The organism is Streptomyces niveus (assembly GCF_001723055.1).
GTDB classification, from domain to species: Bacteria; Actinomycetota; Actinomycetes; order Streptomycetales; family Streptomycetaceae; genus Streptomyces; species Streptomyces niveus.
This window is the reverse complement of the sequence record NZ_MDCR01000178.1, coordinates 11,881-27,357: the sequence shown is the minus strand read 5'-3', so window position 1 is coordinate 27,357 and position 15,477 is coordinate 11,881. Positions and strand designations below refer to the sequence as shown.

General features: G+C 70.9%; 12 protein-coding genes. 4 read left to right on the top strand and 8 right to left on the bottom strand.

Annotated features, from left to right (window positions below; genetic code table 11):
• Window positions 1–25: 25 nt before the first annotated feature.
• The 5 genes from BHU15_RS21185 to BHU15_RS21165 all read right to left on the bottom strand — a co-directional run bounded on the left by BHU15_RS21185 (window position 26) and on the right by BHU15_RS21165 (window position 7,047).
• Window positions 26–2,992 carry an FtsX-like permease family protein gene (locus BHU15_RS21185; RefSeq protein WP_069628634.1) on the bottom strand — a complete coding sequence of 989 codons (2,967 nt, stop codon included), beginning with the start codon at window positions 2,990–2,992 and terminating at the stop codon, window positions 26–28.
• Window positions 2,989–3,729, bottom strand: coding sequence for an ABC transporter ATP-binding protein (locus BHU15_RS21180; protein ID WP_069628633.1), 741 nt, complete (start codon window positions 3,727–3,729; stop codon window positions 2,989–2,991). Before BHU15_RS21180 ends, BHU15_RS21185 begins: the two co-directional genes overlap by 4 nt.
• A 106-nt stretch (window positions 3,730–3,835) precedes the next feature.
• A complete protein-coding gene (locus tag BHU15_RS21175) occupies window positions 3,836–4,495 on the bottom strand; it encodes a PadR family transcriptional regulator (protein WP_079128276.1) in 660 nt (219 codons plus the stop codon).
• 159 nt (window positions 4,496–4,654) lie between these two features.
• Window positions 4,655–5,326 (bottom strand): hypothetical protein, encoded by a 672-nt coding sequence (locus tag BHU15_RS21170; protein ID WP_135064670.1) that lies wholly within the window; start codon window positions 5,324–5,326, stop codon window positions 4,655–4,657.
• A gap of 119 nt (window positions 5,327–5,445) precedes the next feature.
• Window positions 5,446–7,047, bottom strand: a complete 1,602-nt coding sequence (locus BHU15_RS21165; protein WP_069628631.1) for a protein kinase domain-containing protein — start codon at window positions 7,045–7,047, stop codon at window positions 5,446–5,448.
• 413 nt (window positions 7,048–7,460) lie between these two features.
• Between BHU15_RS21165 and BHU15_RS21160 the strand changes: the two genes are divergently transcribed.
• Window positions 7,461–9,074 (top strand): protein kinase domain-containing protein, encoded by a 1,614-nt coding sequence (locus BHU15_RS21160; protein WP_069628630.1) that lies wholly within the window; start codon window positions 7,461–7,463, stop codon window positions 9,072–9,074.
• Here BHU15_RS21160 and BHU15_RS21155 read toward each other — a convergent pair whose 3' ends face one another.
• From BHU15_RS21155 to BHU15_RS21145, 3 genes are all read right to left on the bottom strand, one after another.
• Complete coding sequence (locus tag BHU15_RS21155) at window positions 9,075–10,133, bottom strand: phosphotransferase (RefSeq protein ID WP_079128275.1); 1,059 nt, start codon at window positions 10,131–10,133, stop codon at window positions 9,075–9,077.
• Window positions 10,134–10,178: 45 nt separating this feature from the next.
• On the bottom strand, window positions 10,179–10,649 hold the full coding sequence (locus BHU15_RS21150) for a pyridoxamine 5'-phosphate oxidase family protein (protein ID WP_069628628.1): 471 nt from the start codon (window positions 10,647–10,649) through the stop codon (window positions 10,179–10,181).
• Window positions 10,650–10,811: 162 nt separating this feature from the next.
• Complete coding sequence (locus tag BHU15_RS21145; protein ID WP_031230628.1) at window positions 10,812–11,471, bottom strand: response regulator; 660 nt, start codon at window positions 11,469–11,471, stop codon at window positions 10,812–10,814.
• A 325-nt stretch (window positions 11,472–11,796) separates the two neighbouring features.
• Between BHU15_RS21145 and pdhA the strand changes: the two genes are divergently transcribed.
• The 3 genes from pdhA to BHU15_RS21130 are packed head-to-tail and all read left to right on the top strand — an operon-like array spanning window position 11,797 to window position 15,379.
• Entirely contained in the window at window positions 11,797–12,990 is a 1,194-nt protein-coding gene (gene pdhA, locus BHU15_RS21140; protein WP_069628627.1) for a pyruvate dehydrogenase (acetyl-transferring) E1 component subunit alpha, read from the top strand.
• 2 nt (window positions 12,991–12,992) lie between these two features.
• Entirely contained in the window at window positions 12,993–13,973 is a 981-nt protein-coding gene (locus BHU15_RS21135; protein WP_023540185.1) for an alpha-ketoacid dehydrogenase subunit beta, read from the top strand.
• Between the two features lie 14 nt (window positions 13,974–13,987).
• Entirely contained in the window at window positions 13,988–15,379 is a 1,392-nt protein-coding gene (locus tag BHU15_RS21130; RefSeq protein ID WP_107422890.1) for a dihydrolipoamide acetyltransferase family protein, read from the top strand.
• Window positions 15,380–15,477 lie beyond the last annotated feature (98 nt).

Genomic DNA, 15,477 nt, shown 5'->3' with positions numbered 1-15,477 from the left:
CCCCGTCATCCCCCGTCGGACCGGGTCAGATCACCGCCCGGCGGGCCAGCGCGCCCCGTGAGCGGGTGACCAGCGCGGCCAGTAGCGCCGCGCCGAGCGGGACCACGACGAGCAGCATGCCCAGCGTCGCCCACGGGATGACGACGGGTACGAACGGCGCCGTTACGTCCTGCCAGGCGCCCCAGCCCTCGTCCAGCGCTTCCGCGTACATCGCCTCCTCCGCGCGGCGTTCGGTGAAGCGCAGCCCGATCGCGGGCAGGATCCCCGACGCCGAGCCGAGCACGACACCCATCGCGGCCACCACCCCGCACTGGAAACCGCTCAGGGCCTTACGGACCCTCGTCGGCGCCCCGACGGCGGCGAGCGTCTTGAGGTCGGGCTCCGCGTCCGCCTGGGCGAGGCCCGTGGCGATACCGGCGGCGCCGATGGTGACCAGCCCCGCGAAGACGGCGAGCGCCAGCAGCGTGCCGCTGTTCTCGGGGGTGAAGCCCTTCTCGATGGTCAGCGTGGAATCGCTGCCGGTCTTGGCCAGTTCGCCGTTGAGCCGCTGCTCCTGCGCGTCGCTCGGCTGCCGCTCGGTGCTGAAGAAGGAACCGAGCGGGACGGTCGTGAAGCCCGCCTTCTCGGCCGCCTTCGGAGGCACGATCATCGTCACGCCGTACGCGTTCTGGCCGCCGGCGACCTGGTGGGCGGGGATGGACTTGACGGTGCCCGGCGGCTCCTCGCCCTTCATGCCCGCCGCGTCCGCCTCGTCGACGTCCTCCGCCGAGATGAGACGGACACCGATCGTGCCGTTCGCCCCGTCCTGGGGGGCCGCCACGCTGTTGGCGGCGGTGGTCGCCGCGGTCGTCGCACCGCCCTTGCCGGCGCCCTTGTCGGCGCCGTCGGGGACGATGTTCTGCTTGACGAAGGACACGGCCCGCCCGTTCGCCAACGCCTCGCTCGCGCCCGGGTCGTCGATCTTCAGGACCTTCAGCAGCCGGTCGTCACCGATCAGGATCTCGCCGCCCTCGCTGCCGATGCCGTAGTCGTTCTGGAGGCAGCGCCAGTCCTTGGAGAGCTCGCGGCGCTCCGCCTTGGAGTACTTCTCCGCCGGGTCCTCGCCCGAGGCGTCGTACATCCACAGGGGGCACTCGTACGCCTTGGGCCGGACGATCTCGTACCGTCCGCAGTCGTCGCCGCCCCCGTAGGCGGAGCAGCTCTTCTTGCCGACCACGACCCGGTCCACATCGGCCCGTACGTCCGTCGGCAGCAGCTTCTGCGTGTCGTCCCGCATCGACGGGACGTCCACGGCCGATTCCGGGGACAGGATCGCGACCGCGCCGTGCGGCAGCCGCGGCTCGTACCGGGCCTCGGACTGGGCGTCCGAACTGGCCGAGTACGTCGCCACGGCCACCGTGCCCGCGACCGCCGCCAGCACCGCCGCCACCGCCGGAGCCGTACGCCCCCTGTTACGTACGGCGTCCCGCAGGGCGAGGCGCGGCGAGAGCGGCAGCCAGCGGCCGATCCGGCCGAAGAGGCCCACCAGGGTGGGGGTCAGCGCCACCACACCCAGTTCGGCGAGCGCGCTGCCTCCGCCGACGATGATGGCCTTGTCGGAGACCGCCGAGCCGTACAGCGCGATGCCCGCGCCGAGCACGACGGCGGTCAGACCCACGATCGGCAGGACCCGGTTGGCCTTCCGGATGCCGCGCCGCCCGGTGAGCGAGGCGACGACGGTCTGCCGCGACGCGGTCACGGCGGGCACGATCGCGGCCAGCAGGCCGGTGACGACCGCGAGCAGCGCGATCCCCAGCAGTTCCAGCGGCCGGACGTCGAAGCTGCCGAAGCGCTGGCCGAGTACGCCTTCGAGGACCGGCCGGAACGCGAAGGTCAGGGCGATGCCCAGGGCCGTACCGACCACGGCGGCCACCACGCCGATGACCAGTCCGCCGCTGAGGACGATGGCCCTGATGTGGTGCCGGTCGCCGCCGTTGGCGCCGACCAGGCCGAGCTGGCGGCGGGAGCGGCGGGCGCCGACGGCGAACGCGGGGCCCGCCAGCAGGCAGATCTCCAGCATCACGAGGCCGACGACGGTGCTCAGGATGGCCAGTTCGGTGGCGTTGCCGGAGGAGTTGTCGCCGTGGGACGACCATCCGTCCTTCTGGTACAGCGCCACCTCCGAGTCCGGCGGCGGGTTGAGCGTGACCGCGCGAGAGGTGACCGTGACGCCCTTGGTGTTGGTCTCCTCGACCATGTTCCACGTGAAACCGGCGCCGCCGGGAACGGTGGCCAGATAGCTGTCGCTCGCGTCCGTGCCGGGCAGCTCCGCCGCCGCCAGGACCTTGTCGAGCGGGGCCAGCAGGGCGCCGGGAAGGGCGTTGACCTGGGCTTCCTTCAGATCGTCCGGCAGCTCGTACGCGCCGACGATCCGGTACGTGGTGTCAAGACCGCGCGCGGTGAGCTTCGAGCCGACATACAGCCCGCTGCTCTCCAGGAACGCGTTGGTCGCGGCGACCTCACCGGGCTTCCGGGGGAACCGGCCGCGGTCGAGGACCATGATGCCCTCGGCCATCGGGTCGGCCGCCTTCAGCTCGCGGACGGAGGTGTTGCGCAGCCCGTGCGCGGTCTTGAGCTTGGCCATGCCCGTGGTGTCGACGAGGTACTTCGCGCCGGCCGGGAGGGCCGCCGTGATGTCCGTCTTCCCCTCGGGCCACGGCTCGCTGTCGCCGTACTCCTTGGCCGGCTGGTAGTTGTCGCCCTTGGGGTTCTGCATGAGCGCGGCGCCGCCGAGACCCGGGTCGTGGATGGCGGCGTCGGCCTTGCCCAGGTCGCGGTCGAGCTGCTGGGCGGGGGACAGTTCCGAGCTGCGCTGCGTCAGATCGGCGCCGCTCACACCGACGATCGGCAGGGCGAGCATCGCGAGGACCAGGAAGCTGCGGCCCTTGAAACGCCAGGCGTCGCGGCGGGCTATTCGGATCGCGGCGCGCCAGGAGTGGTACCAGTTCTTCACCGCTCGGCCGCCTGGCCCGTGAGGAGCGAGGCGGCGTCGCTGCGGATGGTCTGGTCGACGACGGCGCCGTCCCGCAGGAAGACGACCCGGTCGGCCCAGGCCGCGAAGCGCGGCTCGTGCGTGACCAGGACACCGGCGGCGCCCGCGTCGCAGCGGCTGCGCAGCAGGGCGAGGACGGACTCGCCGGTCTCGGAGTCCAGGGCGCCGGTGGGCTCGTCGGCGAGGACGAGGCGGCGGTCGCCGACGAGCGCGCGGGCGATGGCCACGCGCTGCTGCTGGCCGCCGGACATCTCGTCCGGGAAGCGGTCGGCGAGCTGGTCGAGGTCCATCTCGCGCAGCGCGGCGACGGCCTCGGCGCGGGCCTTGCGGGCCGATGTGCCGTCCAGCTCGCGGGGGAGGGCGACGTTCTCGGCGGCGGTGAGGGCCGGGATGAGGTTGTAGTCCTGGAAGACGTAGCCGATGCTGCGGCGGCGCAGCGCGGCGATCTGCTTGCGGCCTGCGGTGGTGAGGTCGGTGTTCTCGACTATCACCTGGCCGGACGTGGGGGTGTCGAGGCCGCCGGCGATGGTGAGCAGCGTCGACTTGCCCGAGCCGGACGGGCCCATGACGGCGACGAGTTCGCCGGGGAACACGTCGAGGTTGATCCCGCGCAGGGCGTGGACCTCGGTGGCGCCACTGCCGTGGACGCGGGTCAGCTCCTTGAGCTGGAGCACAGGGTGCGATGCCTGGTCAGGCATGGGTGGATCCCCCTAGAGAACGGATCTGGTACGTGGGGTGGGTGGTGCGGGCGTGGTTCGTCTTCGTGGTGTGTTCTGTGGTTCGTTCTGTGCCGCGGGTGTCGGGTCAGCGGTTCTTGGAGCGGCCGAGACCGGCCTGTGGTGCGGTCGCCGGCCGCTCCCCCGGCGGACGCCGATCGGCGCTCCGCTCCTCCCCGTCCGTCTTCTTCCGCCGCTTCTCCTTCTCCGCGGCCATCAGCGAGAGCCGCACGAGCCTGGCCTCGCAGTGGTCGAGCCAGCGCGCCTCGGCCTCGGTCTGGAAGATGAGCTGTTCGAGGACGAGCAGCCACGCCACGTCGTCGCGGTTGTCCGGCGAGACGTCGGTGGCCTGGGCCTTGAGGCGGGTGTAGTCCTGCATCGCCTGGACCGTGTGGTGGCGCTGCGACTGGATCACGTCCCGGATGTCGATCCCGGGTGCGCCGACGGCCATCGCGAGCTTTATGGCCAGCTCGTCGCGCGGCGGACTGGTCCGGTCGACCGGAGAGCGGAACCAGTTCCGCAGTTCGTCGCGACCGGCGTCGGTGATCACGTAGAGCGCGTGGCCGGCTTCGTCCTCACCGTCCTGGACGACCATGCCGTCGCGCTCCAGACGGTTCAGCGTCGTATAGACCTGGCCGACGTTGAGGGGCCAGGTGGCACCGGTGCGGGATTCGAACTCCGTACGGAGCTGGGAGCCGTAGCGCGGTCCCGGTTCGAGGAGGGCCAGCAGCCCGTGGCGGATCGACATACTGAGTATGTATACCGAGTATGGCCCCTACGGCAAGGGCCCTGAGGGGGACGTCACGCGTCCGTCGTAAGGAGGACGTAAGGGTGACGCGAGATGTACGAGGGTGCTGAAGGCGCAGCTCAGAGTGGGTGTGCGAGACCGTTTTCGGGGTGCCGGAGGTCAGTGTCGACGCTGCCGTACGCCCAGAAATCCGATACCGAGACCCATGAGCGCCATGCCGATGCCGAGGGTCAGCGCGGGGACGGCGCGGGCGACCGGCTGGGAGACCGCCTGGCTGCTCCGCTCCTGCGCGGAGGCGTCCTGAGGGGGTGTGGGGGGCGCGTAGGGCGCGTTCCCCGAGGCCTCGGAGTCGTCCGACAGGGCCACGTCCTCGTCTCCGTCGTCCTCGCCCCGGCGCTCCGGCGTCCGCTCGGGTTCCGTCCTCGGGGCGCTCTCCTTCTCGCGCTTCTTCTCCTTCTTGGGCTCGGCGGAGCGTGGCGCGGAGGCGCTGGGAGACGGCGAAGCGGAACCGGATGATGTCCTTCCGTTCGCGCTCTTGCCGGTGCTCGGGGATGACAGGGACGGTGACGGCGCGGCGTCCGTCGACTCGTCGGTCGCCGCCGGCTCCGAGGACGCGGGGCTCGCGGTGGTCCGCCCCGGCCGGGGCCGCCCCTGCCCGGCCTGATTCCCCGCCAGCGAGGACGTCGCGCTCGGTGTACGCGAGGGGCCGACGCGCGGCGGCTCACGGTCCTCGGCGTACGCCAGGGGCGCGGCCAGTAACAGGGAGGCGAGCGTGCCCGCGACCGCGAGCGCGCAGGAGGTGCGGAGCCGTGCGTGGAGCCGTGACATCACGGACTCAGCGTCACATGTGGTGACAGAAGCGGCATCTCGGCGACGGCGGGCGCGAACGGCCGCCGTACACTGCCGCGGTCATCCGCCGGCCGGGGCCGGCGGCCGTGCCGGGCCGGTGGCTACTCCGGGTTGCCCGTGGAGATCTTGAGCTCGAACTCCTGGTCCTTGGGCAGCACCGCCGAGCCCTGGCGCGGGAACTGGTCGACCACGATGTCCTCCGCCTGCGTGGGGTCGTTGACGTCGGTCTCCGTCCACGTCCACCCGGCGGACCGCAGGCACTCCTTGACGGAGAGGATGTCCTTGTAGCGCAGGTCGGGTGCCTGGACCTTCTTCGGGTCCACCCCGTCCTCGTACGCGTCCGAGCACTTCTCCTTGTCGATGGTCCGGTTGCGCTCCGGCGGCCGGTGGCCGGCCACCGCGGACCCGCTGGGCTTGGCCTCCGAGCCGCCGTCGCCCTCGTTGTCGCCCTGCGTCAGCGCGAACGTCAGACCGCCGATCGCCGCGATCGCGACCACGATCGAGCCGATGATCACCGGCATGTTCCGCTTCCGCCCGTCCCCGCCGCCGCCACCGTGCGGCCCCATCGGGTACGTGGGCGCCGGCGTCTGGTAGCCCTGGTGGTGCTGCGGCGGGTAGCCGTACGTCGGAGGCGGTGTCTGCATCGGCGCCGGGCTCTGCATGGCCGCCGGAGTCGGCGGCCCGTACGCACCCGGCTGGTACGGCGTCTGCATCCCGGCCTGCGGCGCCGGAGTGCCCTGGTCGACCGGCGGGAAGACGGCCGAGCCGACGCCCGAGCCGCTCGTGGAGGGGGCGCCCTGCACGATCACCGGCGCGCCGGTGTGACCCTGCGGAAGCACCCGCGCGCACTCGTCGCGCATCGCGGCGGCGCTCGGGAACCGCTCGTTCGGGTTCTTCTTCAGCGCCCGCGCGACCAGCGCGTCCATCGCGGGTGTGATCGACCGGTTGATGGAGGAGGGCGCGACCGGCTCCTCCTGCACATGCGCGTACGCGATCGCCAGCGGCGAGTCCGCCTCGAAGGGCAGCCGGCCCGTCAGCAGCTGGAAGAGCATGATGCCGACCGAGTACAGGTCGGAGCGGGCGTCGACACCGCGCCCCAGCGCCTGCTCGGGGGAGAGGTACTGCGGAGTGCCGACGACCATGCCGGTCTGCGTCATCGACGTGACACCGGACTGCATGGCCCGCGCGATGCCGAAGTCCATCACCTTGACGACGCCGCGCTTGGTCATCATCACGTTGCCGGGCTTGATGTCGCGGTGTACCAGGCCCATCTCATGGCTGGTCTCCAGCGCGGCGAGCACGTCCGCCGTCACCTTCAGCGCGCGGTCGGCGGGCATCGCCCCGTACTGCTGGATGTCCGTCTGGAGTACGGAGCCGAGCGGCTGCCCCTCCACGTACTCCATGACGATGTACGGCATGAGCGAGCCGTCCAGCTCGTCCTCACCCGTGTCGAAGACCGAGACGATGTTGGTGTGCGACAGCTTCGCGACGGCCTGCGCCTCGCGCCGGAAGCGCTCACGGAAGGACTGCTCACGGCCGAGTTCGGTGTGGAGGGTCTTGATCGCGACCTGCCGGTCGAGCGCCGCGTCGTACGCGAGGTAGACGGACGCCATGCCGCCCTCGCCGAGAAGGTCACGAAGCTGGTACCGGCCGCCCGCGACCGAACCGCCCGCGTAGCGGCCCTGTGCGCCGTCGTGGCTCATGACTGTGCTTCCCCCTCGGCACGGCGACGCGGTGATGTCAGTGGCTCGCGCTGATCCGCACCCGCACTCGCGTGATCCGGTGATCCCGTGATTTACGGGCCAAGTCTGCCGCAGGGCAGTGACACGTCAAGCCAGGTGCCCGTTCCGTGACCCTACGCACAACAAGCGTCTCGGAAGCGTTACAGGAAAAGCATGGAACAAGCATGGAATTTGCGTGCGCGCAGCCGTACCGGGTTTGATGGCCGGTTCCATCCCCGATTGGCGTGCCGCGCGAAGCCTGTAGCGTGACCGGCACAGTGTCAGCCAGGATTCGTACCGGCTCCTGGACCCGTAACCTTCCCCCATCCATTCCAGGCACCACCGCGCCCCCGCGCACGCGGGCGGCACGCGGACAGAAACGACGGCGAGGACTGATGGCACCCGAACCCGAAGCAGGCGGCGGCGGAGTGCCTGATGCCGCTGACTCATGGGGCGTCGGCGGGCTGGTCGGAGACGGCCGCTACCGGATGACGTACCGCCTCGGCCGGGGCGGTATGGCCGAGGTGTACGCGGCGGAGGACGTGCGGCTCGGCCGCACCGTGGCCGTCAAGCTGCTGCGGTCCGACCTCGCCGAGGACCCGGTCTCCAAGGCCCGCTTCACCCGCGAGGCCCAGTCGGTGGCCGGTCTCAACCACCACGCCGTGGTGGCGGTGTACGACTCCGGTGAGGATGTCGTGGGCGGCCAGACCGTGCCGTACATCGTCATGGAGCTGGTCGAGGGCCGCACGATCCGCGATCTGCTGCTCAACGCCGAGGCGCCGCCGCCGGAGCAGGCGCTGATCATCGTCTCCGGTGTGCTGGAGGCGCTCGCGTACTCGCACCAGCACGGCATCGTGCACCGCGACATCAAGCCCGCGAACGTGATCATCACGCACGGCGGCGCGGTCAAGGTGATGGACTTCGGCATCGCGCGCGCCCTGCACGGCGCGCAGTCGACCATGACGCAGACCGGCATGGTCATGGGCACGCCGCAGTACCTCTCCCCCGAGCAGGCGCTCGGCAAGGCCGTCGACCACCGGTCCGACCTGTACGCCACGGGCTGTCTGCTCTACGAACTCCTGTCGCTGCGCCCGCCGTTCACCGGTGAGACGCCGCTGTCCGTCGTGTACCAGCACGTCCAGGACATCCCCGTCCCGCCGTCCGAGGTCTCGGACGTGGTGCCGCCGGAGCTGGACGGTCTGGTCATGCGCTCGCTCGCGAAGGACCCGGACGACCGGTTCCAGAGCGCCGAGGAGATGCGCGGCCTCGTCCAGTACGGCATGCAGATGCTCCAGCAGCAGGGCAGTCACGTCGGCACCTGGAACACCGGGCCCGTCGACATGCACGAGGGCGGCACCCCGGCGATGGGCACCGCCGCGACGACCGCGCTCGGTCACCCGCAGCACGGCGACACCACGCAGCGCCCCCTGCTGCCGCCGCAGAACCCGAACGACGGCGGTTACGACGGCGGCCACCACGGCGGCAACGGTCGCGGCGGGCGCGGCAAGATGTGGCTGTTCGCGCTGTTCGCCGTGGTCGCGATCCTGGCGGGCGCCGCGTACGCGGTGAACAACATGACCGGTACGACCGGCGGCAACAAGGAGGACCAGAAGACCACGCAGAGCCCGTCCTCCACCCCGAGCGACAAGCCGTCGAAGTCGGACGAGGAGTCCACGCCGACCGACGACGACCAGAACACCTCCACGGGCGGCAACCAGCAGCCGGAGTACCCGTCGAACGACACGTCCCCGAGCGAGAAGCCGTCCGAGACGGACCGGCCGACGGATCCGCCGTCCTCGACCGATCCGGGCGACGACGAGGGGACGACCGAGGGCGGCAGCGGCGATCCGTCGTCGGATCCCCCGCCGTCGGGCGATACGGGCGACCCGGAGGGCGCCACGAACGAGGGCACCACGGAGGGCAACACGGGAACGCCGGGCGGCGGCGCCGCGGGCGACCCGGGCGGCGGCGTCGTGGCGGGCACCGCGCAGGGTGCGACAGGCGGCTGATCACCCCGCGAACGCCTCGCACACCTCCTCGTACCTCCGCGTCCACCACACCGCCAGGGCCGACACCGCAGGAAACTGCGGGTCGGCCCTTCGGTCGTCCAGCTGGTAGCGCCAGCGCAGTATCCAGAAGTCGTTCAGCCGCTCCCACCACACCCGGTGGACGGCCGACGCCAGTTCGGCGGTGTCGGCCCCGGACACGAGCCGGTAGGCGCGCGCGTACGCCCGTACCTTCACCAGGTCCAGCTCCCCCGACGGCTGTACGAAGAAGATCGCCGCCGCCCTGACCGCCTCCTCGGCGCGGGGCTGGACGGACAGCCGGTCCCAGTCGACGATCGCGACCGGGTCGGTGCCCCGGTAGAGCAGATTCAGCGGATGGAAGTCGCCGTGCACCCATCCGGTGGCCGCCTCGGCGGCCGGCGGCGGCCGGTGGTGGGCGTGCAGCTCCAGAAGGGCGCGGCGCTCGCGCAGCCGGTGTTCGGCGAGCGAGTCGAAGCCGTCGCGCGGGGTGCGCCCACGGGCGAGGGCCAGTAACTCGTCGATGAGCGCGAAGGTGTCGGCGGGGGCGGCGGAGTCGTACGCCCCTTCGTACGCGAGGCGGTCCGTCCGGTCCGTCGCCGACTCCATGACCCCTGCCAGACAGGTGTGTACGGCTCCGAGGAGCGACCCGAGGTGCCGCGAGGCGGCGGGCGTCAGCTGGGCGCCGGTGCGGTGGCTGCCGTCGATCCAGGGGTGCAGGGCGTAGCAGTGGCCGCCGACGACGGCGACCGTGCCGCCCTCGCTGTCCCGGACGGGCGGGGCGACGGGCACCCCCAGCGCCTGGAGGCGGCGGGTGGCGCGGTGCTGGCGGGCGATGGACTCGCGGTCGCCGTCGAGGTGGTGCTTGAGGAAGTAGGTGCCACGGGTGGTGGTGAGCCGGTATCCGCGGTTCAGCAGGCCCTGGGCGACCGGCCGGCAGGCCAGCGGGTCGCCGCAGTGGTCGTAGCGTCGGAGCAGGTCACCCAGGGGCAGGAGCCCGAAGGGGAGGTCCACCAGGGGTGGAGCGGTCGCGACATAGGGCATGGTCGCGGTCGTTGCAGATGAGCAGGGCACCCTTCAAATGATAGATCACGCAGCGTGGCGATCGTGTCGCCGTCCGCTCACGCTCCCGCTCCCGCTCAGCTCGGCGGGCTGCTCGGCCGGCTGCCCGGTCGCGTACTCAAGGACGTGCACCGTCACGAACTGGGGCGTCAGGCTCATGTAGACGGGCTCGAACGGCTCTCCGTCGACATGGTGCGGACCCGGCCCGAAGAGCGCCAGCTCGTCCGTCGTCGGCCTGATCATGCTCGCGGTGCCGGTGAACTGGACCGACCAGAGATCCGGCTCACCGGTGTGGAAGTTGTCGGCGCCGTACGCGACCACGCTCCCGCTGCACGCGCGGTGGTATCCCATTCCGCGGTGCATGCGTAGGACGACGTTCTCGTTCTTGACGATGTGCCGTGCGGGGGCCACGAAGGGCATCGCCCGCATGCTGGTGGCCACCCGCCCGTACCGGACTCGGCTGAGGAGGTCGATCGCGCGCAGATCATCGGTGGACATGCCATCCACTCTCTGTCACCGATCGTCCACAGAACAGAGCCGCCCGCCCCGGATGAAGGGGACCTTCGTCCTTATCGGGCCTTTAGGGAACTCGGGCAGGGTGGGGCCCTTCGACAGGTTTCAGCGGCGGTCGGTGCTGCTCGCTGCTGCCCGGTGGTGCTCTCAGCGCTGTTCGGCCTGGATCCTCGCGACGTACGCGGCGGCCTGCGAGCGTCGCTCCATCCCCAGCTTGGCCAGCAGGCTGGAGACGTAGTTCTTGATCGTCTTCTCGGCGAGATGCAGCCGCTCGCCGATCACCCGGTTGGTCAGACCCTCGCCGATCAGATCCAGGATCTTGCGCTCCTGGTCGGTGAGGTTCGCGAGCTTGTCGTCGCCCTTGGGGGTGTTTCCCTCGCGCAGCCGCTGGAGCACCCGCGCCGTCGCGACCGGGTCCAGCAGGGAGCGGCCGGCCGCCACGTCCCGTACGGCGGTCAGCAGTTCGTCGCCGCGGATCGCCTTGAGCACATAACCCGAGGCCCCGGCCATGATCGCGTCGAACAGCGCCTCGTCGTCGGAGAACGAGGTGAGCATCAGGCACTTGATGGCGTCGTCCCTGGAGCGGATCTCGCGGCAGACCTCGACCCCGCTGCCGTCCGGCAGCCGTACGTCCAGGACGGCGACGTCGGGACGCGTCGCCGGGATCCGGGTCAGCGCGTCCGCGGCCGTACCCGCCTCGCCCACGACCTCGATGTCGTCCTCGACGGCGAGCAGCTCGTGCACGCCCCGCCGTACGACCTCGTGGTCATCCAGCAGAAATACGGTGATTTTTCCCTTTTCAGGCACGAGATCAGTCAAACACACTTCCCTCTATCCCCGTCGTGGGCCGCCGGGATAACGTGCCGTTGTTCCGGCGGCCTGCAAGGCTGTGACCAGTGGTTGTCCCCGACTTTTGCGATTTACTTGGATATCCAAGCAAAATCGCAGGTCAATAGGGGTTTCGCAGGAATGCGACCCACTGGGTAACGTGCCTGTGACAGGGCGCTCGCCGGGGCACCTGTCACGCCTGTCCCGGCCGGGCCGCACCCACCCCGTGCACGCGTCCGGAAGCAGGCGAGCCGCACTGGTTCCCGGCGGATCCCGGGGACCGGACCGACGGAGGAGCACGCACGTGACCGTGGAGAGCACTGCCGCCGCGCGAAAGCCGCGACGTAGCAGCGGCACCAAGCGCGCCGGCGCCAAGACGGCGTCGCAGCCGAAGGCTTCCGAGCCCCAGCTCGTACAGCTGCTGACGCCCGAGGGCGAGCGCGTCAAGAACGACGAGTACGACGGCTACGTAGCCGACATCACCCCCGAATCCCTGCGCGGGCTCTACCGCGACATGGTCCTCACGCGCCGTTTCGACGCCGAGGCCACGTCCCTCCAGCGCCAGGGCGAGCTGGGCCTGTGGGCCTCGCTGCTCGGCCAGGAGGCAGCCCAGATCGGCTCGGGCCGCGCGCTGCGCGACGACGACTACGTCTTCCCGACCTACCGGGAGCACGGTGTCGCCTGGTGCCGGGGCGTCGACCCGACGAACCTGCTCGGGATGTTCCGCGGTGTGAACCACGGCGGCTGGGACCCGAAGACCAACAACTTCCACCTCTACACGATCGTCATCGGCTCGCAGACGCTGCACGCCGCCGGTTACGCGATGGGCGTGGCCAAGGACGGCGCGGACTCGGCCGTCATCGCCTACTTCGGCGACGGGGCGTCCAGCCAGGGCGACGTGGCGGAGTCGTTCACCTTCTCGGCCGTCTACAACGCGCCGGTGGTGTTCTTCTGCCAGAACAACCAGTGGGCCATCTCCGAGCCGACCGAGAAGCAGATGCGCGTACCGCTCTACCAGCGCGCGCAGGGCTTCGGCTTCCCCGGCGTCCGGGTCGACGGCAACGACGTACTGGCCTGTCTGGCCGTGACACGCGCCGCGCTGGAGCGCGCCCGCACCGGCCAGGGCCCGATGCTCGTCGAGGCGTTCACCTACCGCATGGGCGCGCACACCACCTCCGACGACCCGACGAAGTACCGGGCCGACGAGGAGCGCGAGGCGTGGGAGGCGAAGGACCCGATCCTGCGGCTGCGCGCCTATCTGGAGCGCGAGTCGGCCGCCGACGAGGCGTTCTTCGCGGCTCTGGAGAAGGAGAGCGAGGCGCTCGGGCGACGGGTGCGTGAGGCGGTACGGGCGATGCCCGACCCCGACCACATGGCGATCTTCGACCATGTCTACGCGGACGGGCACGCTCTGGTGGACGAGGAGCGGGCGCAGTTCGCGGCGTACGAGGCGTCGTTCTCGGACTCAGGTGCCGGCGCTGTCGAGGAGGGCAAGTAGCCATGGCCGTACAGAAACTCCCCCTCGCGAAGGCGATCAACGAGTCGCTGCGCGTCGCACTCGACACCGACCCCAAGGTCCTGATCATGGGCGAGGACGTCGGCAAGCTCGGCGGCGTCTTCCGGGTCACCGACGGTCTCCAGAAGGACTTCGGCGAGGGCCGGGTCATCGACACCCCGCTCGCCGAGTCCGGCATCGTCGGTACGGCGATCGGCCTCGCGCTGCGCGGCTACCGGCCCGTCGTGGAGATCCAGTTCGACGGCTTCGTCTTCCCCGCGTACGACCAGATCGTCACGCAGCTCGCGAAGATGCACGCCCGCGCGCTCGGCAAGATCAAGATGCCGGTCGTCATCCGCATTCCGTACGGCGGCGGCATCGGCGCCGTCGAGCACCACTCGGAGTCGCCGGAGGCCCTGTTCGCGCACGTGGCGGGGTTGAAGATCGTCTCGCCCTCGACGTCCGCCGACGGCTACTGGATGATGCAGCAGGCCATCCAGAGCGACGACCCGGTCATCTTCTTCGAGCCCAAGCGGCGCTACTGGGACAAGGGCGAGGTCGACACCGAGGCCATCCCGGGCCCCCTGCACAAGGCCCGGGTCACCCGGACCGGCACGGATCTCACCCTCGCGGCGTACGGCCCGATGGTGAAGGTCTGCCTGGAGGCCGCCGCCGCCGCTGCCGAGGAGGGCAAGTCGGTGGAGGTGCTCGATCTCCGCTCGATGTCCCCGATCGACTTCGACACGATCCAGACGTCGGTGGAGAAGACGCGCAGGCTGGTCGTGGTCCACGAGGCACCGGTGTTCTACGGCGCCGGCGCGGAGATCGCCGCCCGGATCACGGAGCGCTCCTTCTACCACCTGGAGGCTCCGGTGCTGAGGGTCGGCGGCTTCCACGCCCCGTACCCGCCGGCGCGCCTGGAGGAGGAGTACCTTCCGGGCCTGGACCGAGTGCTCGACGCCGTCGACCGCTCGCTCGCGTACTGAGGAGTGCCGTGACCATGACTGCTGACACTTCTGCTCGCTATCGAGAGTTCAAGATGCCCGACGTGGGCGAGGGACTCACCGAGGCCGAGATCCTCAAGTGGTACGTACAGCCGGGCGACACCGTCGTCGACGGGCAGGTCGTGTGCGAGGTGGAGACGGCGAAGGCGGCCGTCGAACTGCCCATCCCCTACGACGGGGTGGTGCACGCGCTGCGCTTCGACGAGGGCACGACCGTAGACGTCGGCGCGTCGATCATCACCGTGGACGTGGCGCCGGGCACCCCGTCGGAGGCGCCCGCCGCCGCGGCGCCGGCGACGGAGCCCGAGCCCGAGGCCGAGGCCGCCGAGCCGAAGGGACGCCAGCCGGTGCTCGTGGGCTACGGCGTCTCGGAGGCGTCCACGAAGCGGCGTCCGCGCAGAGGGGCGGCGGCCGTTCCCGAGCAGGGCGCGGCGACCGCGGCGATCCAGGCGGAGATGAACGGCGTACCGGCCCCCGCCGCGCTGTCCCGCCCGCTGGCGAAGCCGCCGGTGCGCAAGCTCGCCAAGGATCTGGGCGTGGACCTGGCGACGATCACGCCGACGGGTCCGGACGGGATCATCACGCGCGAGGACGTGCACGCGGCGACGGCGCCGGCGCCCTCGCCGCAGGCCGTTCCGGTCGCGGAGCCCGTACCGGCTCCGGTGGCCGCAGCTCCCGCGGTGGCCGGCCGGGAGACCCGTATCCCCGTGAAGGGCGTACGGAAGGCCACGGCGGCGGCGATGGTGGGCAGCGCGTTCACGGCGCCGCACGTCACGGAGTTCGTGACGGTCGACGTGACGCGCACGATGAGGCTGGTGGAGGAGCTCAAGTCCGACAAGGACATGGCGGGTGTACGGGTCAACCCGCTGCTGCTCGTCGCCAAGGCGCTGCTGGTGGCCATCAAGCGGCACCCCGACGTCAACGCCACCTGGGACGAGGCCGCCCAGGAGATCGTGCTCAAGCACTACGTCAACCTCGGCATCGCGGCGGCCACCCCGCGCGGTCTGCTCGTCCCGAACATCAAGGACGCGCACGACAAGACGCTGCCCCAACTCGCCGAGTCCCTGGGCGAACTGGTGTCCACGGCCCGCGAGGGCAAGACGACCCCGGCGGCCATGCAGGGCGGCACGGTGACGATCACCAACGTCGGCGTCTTCGGCGTCGACACGGGCACGCCCATCCTCAACCCGGGCGAGTCCGCGATCCTGGCGGTCGGCGCGATCAAGCTCCAGCCATGGGTCCACAAGGGCAAGGTGAAGCCCCGCCAGGTCACCACCCTGGCGCTGTCGTTCGACCACCGCCTGGTCGACGGCGAACTGGGCTCCAAGGTCCTCGCGGACATCGCGGCGATCCTGGAACAGCCGAAGCGGCTGATCACCTGGGGCTGAGCGCCCCGGACGCGGGAAAGGGTCGCGACCCCCGTGGGTTGCGACCCTTCCGTCTGTGCGGCCCTCTGTGCGGCCCTCTTCAGGAGGGCGCTCGCGGG